Genomic DNA, 7,916 nt, shown 5'->3' with positions numbered 1-7,916 from the left:
GAATTTTAACGTTACCAAGCCGATACATCCAAAAGCAACTATTTAGGTTTATCGGCTTGAATTTGTTATTATACGAGCCGAACCGCTAGTGCATTCGAATTATAATTTCACTTACCATATGGATAGATACGTAATACGTGGGGTTTCGCCCCCACACGACGAACCAGCCTCTACTCCAAAAGTCAACGAAAACCATTGATTGAAATGCCTAATTTATGTTAAATTAAATATAGATTTACTTTTCTTTTTTTATTTCTTTTAAACATTCAAGAGCCGTTTCGCGGTTCAGATTCAGACACTTATTTTGTGTCTATGACTCTGAGTCCGGAACGGCTCTTTTTATATATAATTATTTATTTTTAATGAGATCATGAAAATGAACAAATGTGTTTGGGGATGAAACAATATAAAAAAGGAGTGAGGACCGGAAGGTACGAAAGAAGCATGGCTATAGCCATGCCGTTGCGAAGACAAGTGGATTTGCTAAGGAAAACGTGGATATAACAGTTGCTCTCCACGCTAAATATGGAGCGATAGGCGTAGGCTTAAATTTGGGTTTTACAGATACATATAGAGTAGCGAGTTGACACCTTATGGTGTGCGGCGCATTTACCGCGCACCATAAGGTGTATTATGCCCGTTTGAGCGTGAGCGAAAACGGGCCGACCGAAGGGCGGCGAAAATATGGGAAGACGGCGAGGATCTTCTAAGGTATCGCTTGTAAGACAAATCGAAAATGTGGTAAAGGAAATTATTTGTGTTGGACAATCGAAATATGAAGCAAAAAAGGAAGGGCGACATACGGAAGGGTTATATTCTTTTAAACATATTCAAAATACGATGTCTGTTTCGATTGATTTTGCTCGCTTTTGTAGAGAGCAATTTGAAATTACGCGAATTATTCATTTTAAACAAGAACACTATCATGCTTATTTACAGCATAAAGAACAGGAAGGAGTGTCCAACGGACACTTAATGAATATTGAAACAGGATTAAGGAAATTACAAACAGCAATGCATAGACAAGCTGAGAAGCTTCAGAAAGAACCTATAAGCTTTTGTTCTGAAAAAAGAGTGTATAACTATCGAAAAGATAGAAAGGGGCCTGAGAATCGCTCTATGAGCTTGAAAGACGCCAATAGATTAATAGAAAGTGTATCTTCTGTTCATGTTCGAAATGCATTCCAATTACAATTATATTTAGGTCTTCGTGCGCGAGAGGTTATTAATTTAACTCCGGAACATTTTGATTTGAAAAATAATGTTTTGAAGATTGAACAAGGAAAAGGAATTACAAAGGGTGGGCGAAGACGTGAAGTTCAGATTCCGGAACATGTAAAAGATAAGATCTGTCAGATGATTGGAGATAAACAATTACATGAAAAAATTATTCCGGTTAAAGATAATACTTTGAGAGCCGCATTACTTAAAGCTGGGAAAGTAACAGGAATTCAAACAAATGGAACCCATATGTTTCGCCATACATTTGCTAGAGAACGTTTTAAGGAATTATTAGGAGTATCTTATGAGAGAGGACAGGAAGTCCTTACTTATATGCTGAAAAATCATGAGCAAGGAAAAAGGGTGGATTATGGAATTGGCCAGGAATTTAAATCAACTTATCAGCAAATACAAAAGGTAATGAATATAGTTCATGATGAGTTAGGACATGGAAAAGGGAGACTAGATTTAGCTCAAGTCTATTTAAAATGCTAAGATAGAGGAGTTATAACCGTTATAACGAATTTGAAATACTAAAAGAAGGAGGTTATAACTATTATGACTCTTGTGGTTTATGAAAATGTGACTCAAATTGCTAAAAGATTAAAAATATCACCGTCTACGGTTAAAAAATATTATTTATTAATTGAAAGTTATAACTGTTATGCTTTTAAAAGAGATGAACGGGAACGGGTTATTTTTGATGATTATGATGTTGGATTATTGCAAAGGTTAGTAGAACTAAAGAGTATGCCACAAGTTACATTGGAAGATGCTTGTAAATTGCTTTTAGAAGAGGAAGGATTAACAGTTAAAAGCAAAGATATGACTGTTATAACCCCTAAATCAGATGATTTGAAGGAATTATTACAAGAATTAAAAGGTACTGTGGAGTTACAACAAAAACAATTACAAAATCAAAATGAACAGATAGCTCAATTAACAAACTTATTGGAATCGCAACAAAAGTTATTAACTCATTCTAATATTATAGAGAAACAACAAGTTACTGATCGTGATAAAGCTGTTATGACTGTTATGCGAGAGCTTCAAGAAGTAAAACAGATGGTTGCAGTAAGTAATGAAAAGAAATGGTATCAATTTTGGAAGTAACCCACTGAGTCCTATGCGTTTATGCCGCGAAAGTCACTTGAGTATGAGGGACACCCTCATGCAAACTCATCAGAGGTGGCCCCAGAAGGGCGGTTTTTGCCCGCTGGGGTTATCTATGGGAGTTTGAGGGTGTAGAGGCTCGTAGTCAAGTGAACCGTGGAATAAAAAGCGTAGGACGGATTCCCCAGTAAAGGGCAAAAATCAATTTCTTCGTCAAGATTCGTGGTTCTACTGTTAGAAAAAGGCGAATAAGAATATAGCATACATACAATAAGGGAATGCAGTATAGATCAGTCTACAAGCATTCCCTTGTTATAAATATGCGGTAAGTAAATGTTTTTGGTATATTAAATAAATTTTGATAGATTTAGTTATATTGAGAAAAAATAGAAGGAGAAAAAAATGAAAATTGATTTTACTTCTAATATTCCAATTTACATTCAAATAAAAGAATGTATTAAAAAAGAAATTGCATCTGGACATTTAAAACCAGGTGATAAGATTCCTTCTGTGCGTGAATTAGGGTGTGAGTTAGAAGTGAATTCAAATACAATTCAATATGCATTTAAGGGATTGGAGAGAGAAGGTATTGTTGTAGTAAGTAAAGGAAGAGGAAGGTATGTAGCAAATAATGATCTAAAAATTAAAAAATTACGTAAAAATATGAAAAAAGAATTGGTTTATTCTTTTATAAATGGAATGGAAAATTTGGGGTTTACAAATAAGGAAATAATTTTTGTTACTTTATCTTTTCTAAAAAATAAAGAATAAGTGAGTAAAAGTATTTATATTAAATATAAAATGTATCTAGAATATTGTCTTTCTCTTCTTTATTAATTCCTATATATTTTAATGTGATTTGTGGAGTGCTATGATTGAGTATTTCTTGCAACATAGCTACATCTTTTGTTTGTTTATAGAACCAATAGCCGAAGGTTTTGCGCATGGTGTGGGTACCAATGGATTCTATATCGGCAAAATCTCCGGCTTTTTGCAATTGTCTATAAGCCTGGATCTTACTAATGGGTTTATCTCCTTTTCGGGAAGGAAATAACCAGGTATTATCTAGAGTTTGAGCATAAGAGTATACTTCATCAAAAATGGAAGTAAGGTTAATCATGCGTTCTTTCTTTGTTTTTCCTTCTTTGATCTTAAATTCTTTTCTGTTTTTTCGTTTTAGTTTTAATATGGTTTGTGTTTCGAGTTGAAGTAGATCACTTACGCGTAGTCCGGTATGAATACCAATAAGAAAGAGAATATAGTCTCGTTCGGAACAATGACGTTTAAGGGCCCATTTCATATCTTCGATCTGTTCTTTGCTACGGATGGGTTGGACATCAATAAGATGTGTTTTTTTATTCATGGATTTATGAACTCCTTATTTACAGTGTTTTGAATGTATACTTTTATTGTATAAATTGAGGATATCAGTGGAATTGGTAAGAAGTCAATGTTTAAGGGGAAATGAATGTAAACTAATATTCAAAAGTTTACTTTCATGAAGATAGAAAATCGAGCAAAGCGACAACCGTTTTAGGACGAAGAAATGAAATTTCGAGGACAAAAAATGGTAAAGGTACTAGGAAACTTCCTAGTAAGACAAAAATGTAGTTTTTGAGGTTTACCATGGTAAACCCGTAGCTTGCCCTTCCTTTTTTACTCTTATAGAGTTCTACACTTAATTGCTATTTTGCCTTTGGTTATAAAACATTGGTACAGGGCTATGAAAGATGGTTGATGTTAAGTTTTTTTATTTTTTATAATGAAAGAGTAAGTAAATTTCTATTCAAAGATTCACATTATATAAAAGTAAAAAACGTGAATTGATTACCTTTATTTGGATATGCAAAATTGCATTAAAATATAGATTTATACAAGATGTGTTTTTACTTATACTGGTAAAAGAATTAAATAATAATATTTTAATATCAATATTTAAAATAAAAAGCCAACTAGAAATTAAGATGGCTTTTTATCAATTTGTTTTATTTTTTTCATATAACGATAAGTCTGTATTAAATTAAAAAGAAATAAAAGTAAGAAGATTACCATAGTTTTTTTATAGTCATGCAAATAACAACCTACTGTAAATAATAATGCAGCTAAAGCTGAAGGTGCATAAGCTAATATATTACTTTTCATTTCACTTTTGGTTAAATTTTTTTTCAATATATTCACCTCTATACTATTACAATAAACAAAAAATATTATTCAATAAGGTAATCATAACAAATATTTTACTGTTTGTAAGTTGTACTTAATGTTATATGTTTTTTTTAAAAGAAATCCATTCTATTATTAAAAGCGGATTTTAAATATTAGGGAAAAAATAACAAATCGTAGAATAGTTTAATATTTACGAAAAAAAGTAAAATTAATTTTCTAAATATATTGATTAACATTATAAAACATGGTAATATATCCCTAGGATATCCTTAATTATACTTTTTTAAGAAAAAAAGGTGGTGCAGTTATTATGTGGAAATACGGATGGAAATTAGGTAAAATGATGTGGTATTGGGTTCTTCCGCTTGGTGGAAGTTCTAAATAAATCACTTCAAATAAAAAGAAAGGGAATCTCTAGAGATTCCCTTTCTTTTTATTTGAGTATATAGATGAAGGGGTAAATATGTAATGAAATCAGAAAAAGAATTTTGGATTAAGAAAGTATGGAATATAACTAATCCATCAAAAAGTTATTTTATTCTAGGTTTATTTTTATCTATTGTTTCGGGTTTATTTTCATTAGTAATTCCTTTATTAATAAGAGATATCATGGATCAATTTTCTAAAGGTGTGTCATTTGAATTATTAAGTAAACTTTTTTTCTTTTTAATTTTAGGTATGGTTTTTACATCTTTTTCTCTTTATTTATTATCTAAAGTGGGAGAAGAAATAGTAAAAAATTTAAGAGATAAATTATGGAGTAAGTTATTAAAACTACCTATAAATTATTATAATAAGAATAAATCAGGTGAAATGGTTAGCAGAATAACTAATGATACAACAGTAATAGTAAATGTTATGACACATGAGATTATAGATTTAATTACAAACTGTATTACTTTAATACTTTCTATAATTATTTTATTTACATTAGATATTCCAATGACATTAGTTTTAATTTCAGTAATACCTATAACACTTTTTGTTGTTATGCCTTTGGGAAAACGAATACATGATGTTTCGTTTCAAGAACAAACTACAATGTCTCAATTAACAGCTTATTTATCACAAAGACTTTCTGAAATTAAATTTATAAAAGCTTATAATAATCAATTAAAAGAAATAGAAAATGGAAAGGGGTATTTTTTATTTCTTTTAAAATGTAGATTGAAAAAGGCTAAAATAAACTCAATATTAATTCCAATTGTAGGATTATTCACTCATGTAATTTTAATTGGTGTTATTGGATTTGGTGCTTGGAGAGTAGATCAAGGGTTAATTAGTTCAGGTGAATTGGTAGCATTTTTATTATATTTGTTCCAAATAGTAACTCCTTTTGTACAAATGAATCATTTTATAACAAGTCTTCAAGAGGCAAAGGGTGCTATGAAAAGAATTTTTGAAATTTTAGAAGAACAGGAAGAACAAGAAGAACAAATTGAAATTGTTACTCAAAATAACATTATTCTTCCAACTGAATTAGAATTTAAAAATGTTTCTTTTGGATATAATGAAAATCAAACTATTTTAAAAGATGTTTCTTTTAAAATAAAAAAAGGTTCTTTAACAGCGTTAGTTGGACCGAGTGGTTCAGGGAAAAGTACTATATTTTCATTAATAGAGCGATTTTATAATCCTATAAAAGGTGATATTTTATTAGGGAATCAATCTTATAAATATATAAATTTAAATAATTGGAGAGAAAATTTTAGTTATGTTTCACAAGATACTTCTATTTTCCCTGGTACAGTTAAAGAAAATATATTATATGGGGTTAATAAAACTATTACGGATAATGAAATTATAGAGATATCTAAACTTGCTAATGCACATGAATTTATTATGAATTTTCCAGACGGATATAATACACAAGTTGGAGAAAGAGGAAATCAACTTTCAGGTGGACAAAAACAACGTATTGCAATAGCTAGAGCTTTAATACGTAATACTAATTTTTTATTATTGGATGAAGCTACTGCTAATTTAGATTCTGAATCGGAAAAACAAATTCAAGAATCAATAAATTCATTAATTAATAAACAAACAACTTTTGTTATAGCGCATCGTTTATCTACAATAATAAAAGCTGATCAGATTATTGTTTTAGAGAATGGGAACATCACAGGAATTGGAAATCATAATGAATTAATGAATAAAAATAAGTATTATCAAAATGTTATAAAACAACAATTTGATTCTAAACATACGGAAAATGAATTAATAAAATTTCCTATATTAAACAATTAAATTAGGGAAGAATTAGAGGGTATGGCTAACGATTAGTTAATGGTTTGGATTATATAAAAAAAGAAGCCCTAATGTAGAGCTTCTTTTTTTTAATACAAGAAAAAAATCCCGCATGCTATAATTGTAAGTGACCAAACTAACAACTAGAGAGGGGATTTAATGTCTTTATTAATTTTCTATAAAAATCATAGCATAAATTGTTCCTCTTCTCTAGTTGAAAATCTTAGAAAAGAGGAGAAAGATTATGTCAAAGCTCGTCAATTTAGAACAAGCCGAAAAAAATGCAAGATTGAGAGATATCGAGAATTCAAAAATTTTGTCCGAAGAAGAGATGTACATAGCAAATGAACTTCAAGCAAAGGCTGGCTTAAGAGGAATGAAATTAGTTCCTGAACGTAAAGTGAAGAATAAAGCGAAGTTTGTTCAGATCATTCAACAAAACATCCAGTATTTATTTGAAATTGATTATTTAACAAATGCTGAGAAGGTATTTTTATTAGATATTTCAATGTGTGTAGGTTTTTTAAGTAATTGTTTAGTTAGTGATATTAATTCTAAAGAACAAATCCCATTAACTCAACGAGAATTAGCAAAAAAAATAGGAAGACATGAAACGAAAGTTAGTCCTTTGGTTAGAAAATTAATTGATAAAGGCATTATTGCTCGTTCAGAGAGTGGTGTTGATGATAATAATGTTAGGGCATATGCTTTGTTTATAAATCCTCATGTTATGTTTTCAGGGAATAGAGACGAAGTCAATCCAACACTTAAAGCTATGTTTAGAAAGGTTCCTAAACAACTTAAAAATTTACCTATTAAATTATTCTGAGTCTACTAATTAGTAGACTTTTTTTGTTAATTTCGTACTTACCAAAAACGGTAAGTTTACTTACCAAAAACGGTAAGTACGAAAAAACCTGAAACCCTTGATATTACTGGAGATTTTATACTTTTGTATACTTGTCCCTTCTCACTCTATATAGAAATGGCTAAAAGTTCCGCAAGGAACGGGTCGTATTTTCTTTCGCGTTGCTACAGAAAATCTCCACCCTTTTCGCTTTGCTACATCCTTGCAAAACTTTTTTCGGCTCGAATTTTAACGTTACCAAGCCGATACATCCAAAAGCAACTATTTAGGTTTATCGGCTTGAATTTGTTATTATACGAGC

7 protein-coding genes are annotated in these 7,916 nt (G+C 30.3%); 5 read left to right on the top strand and 2 right to left on the bottom strand.

All coding sequences use genetic code 11. The features are described 5' to 3' along the window. The first annotated feature begins 684 nt into the window (after positions 1 to 684). The 3 genes from HMAS_RS27435 to HMAS_RS27425 all read left to right on the top strand — a co-directional run bounded on the left by HMAS_RS27435 (position 685) and on the right by HMAS_RS27425 (position 3,105). The gene (locus HMAS_RS27435; RefSeq protein ID WP_116345154.1) at positions 685 to 1,716 is read left to right on the top strand and encodes a tyrosine-type recombinase/integrase; all 1,032 of its coding nucleotides are present in this window, start codon (positions 685 to 687) and stop codon (positions 1,714 to 1,716) included. A gap of 63 nt (positions 1,717 to 1,779) precedes the next feature. Then, the gene (locus tag HMAS_RS27430) at positions 1,780 to 2,334 is read left to right on the top strand and encodes a DUF3967 domain-containing protein (protein ID WP_116345153.1); all 555 of its coding nucleotides are present in this window, start codon (positions 1,780 to 1,782) and stop codon (positions 2,332 to 2,334) included. 402 nt (positions 2,335 to 2,736) lie between these two features. Continuing rightward, complete coding sequence (locus HMAS_RS27425; RefSeq protein ID WP_116345152.1) at positions 2,737 to 3,105, top strand: GntR family transcriptional regulator; 369 nt, start codon at positions 2,737 to 2,739, stop codon at positions 3,103 to 3,105. A gap of 19 nt (positions 3,106 to 3,124) precedes the next feature. Here HMAS_RS27425 and HMAS_RS27420 read toward each other — a convergent pair whose 3' ends face one another. Then, positions 3,125 to 3,697: a tyrosine-type recombinase/integrase gene (locus tag HMAS_RS27420; RefSeq protein WP_116345151.1), complete on the bottom strand. Its 573-nt coding sequence runs from the start codon at positions 3,695 to 3,697 to the stop codon at positions 3,125 to 3,127. 596 nt (positions 3,698 to 4,293) lie between these two features. Beyond that, a complete protein-coding gene (locus HMAS_RS27415) occupies positions 4,294 to 4,503 on the bottom strand; it encodes a hypothetical protein (RefSeq protein ID WP_116345150.1) in 210 nt (69 codons plus the stop codon). Positions 4,504 to 4,968: 465 nt separating this feature from the next. Between HMAS_RS27415 and HMAS_RS27410 the strand changes: the two genes are divergently transcribed. Both HMAS_RS27410 and HMAS_RS27405 read left to right on the top strand, forming a co-directional pair. Beyond that, positions 4,969 to 6,747 (top strand): ABC transporter ATP-binding protein, encoded by a 1,779-nt coding sequence (locus tag HMAS_RS27410; RefSeq protein ID WP_046941539.1) that lies wholly within the window; start codon positions 4,969 to 4,971, stop codon positions 6,745 to 6,747. Between the two features lie 244 nt (positions 6,748 to 6,991). After that, positions 6,992 to 7,576, top strand: a complete 585-nt coding sequence (locus HMAS_RS27405) for a MarR family transcriptional regulator (protein ID WP_116345149.1) — start codon at positions 6,992 to 6,994, stop codon at positions 7,574 to 7,576. Positions 7,577 to 7,916: the final 340 nt, after the last annotated feature.

Source organism: Bacillus sp. HMA207, from assembly GCF_003402455.1.
Lineage (GTDB): Bacteria > Bacillota > Bacilli > Bacillales > Bacillaceae_G > Bacillus_A > Bacillus_A cereus.
This window is presented reverse-complemented; position numbering and strand designations above follow the sequence as displayed.

Coding starts and splice junctions, on each gene's coding strand:
- HMAS_RS27435 (WP_116345154.1), top strand. CDS start 685: ATGGGAAGACGGCGAGGATCTTCTAAGGTATCGCTTGTAAGACAAATC.
- HMAS_RS27430 (WP_116345153.1), top strand. CDS start 1,780: ATGACTCTTGTGGTTTATGAAAATGTGACTCAAATTGCTAAAAGATTA.
- HMAS_RS27425 (WP_116345152.1), top strand. CDS start 2,737: ATGAAAATTGATTTTACTTCTAATATTCCAATTTACATTCAAATAAAA.
- HMAS_RS27420 (WP_116345151.1), bottom strand. CDS start 3,697: ATGAATAAAAAAACACATCTTATTGATGTCCAACCCATCCGTAGCAAA.
- HMAS_RS27410 (WP_046941539.1), top strand. CDS start 4,969: ATGAAATCAGAAAAAGAATTTTGGATTAAGAAAGTATGGAATATAACT.
- HMAS_RS27405 (WP_116345149.1), top strand. CDS start 6,992: ATGTCAAAGCTCGTCAATTTAGAACAAGCCGAAAAAAATGCAAGATTG.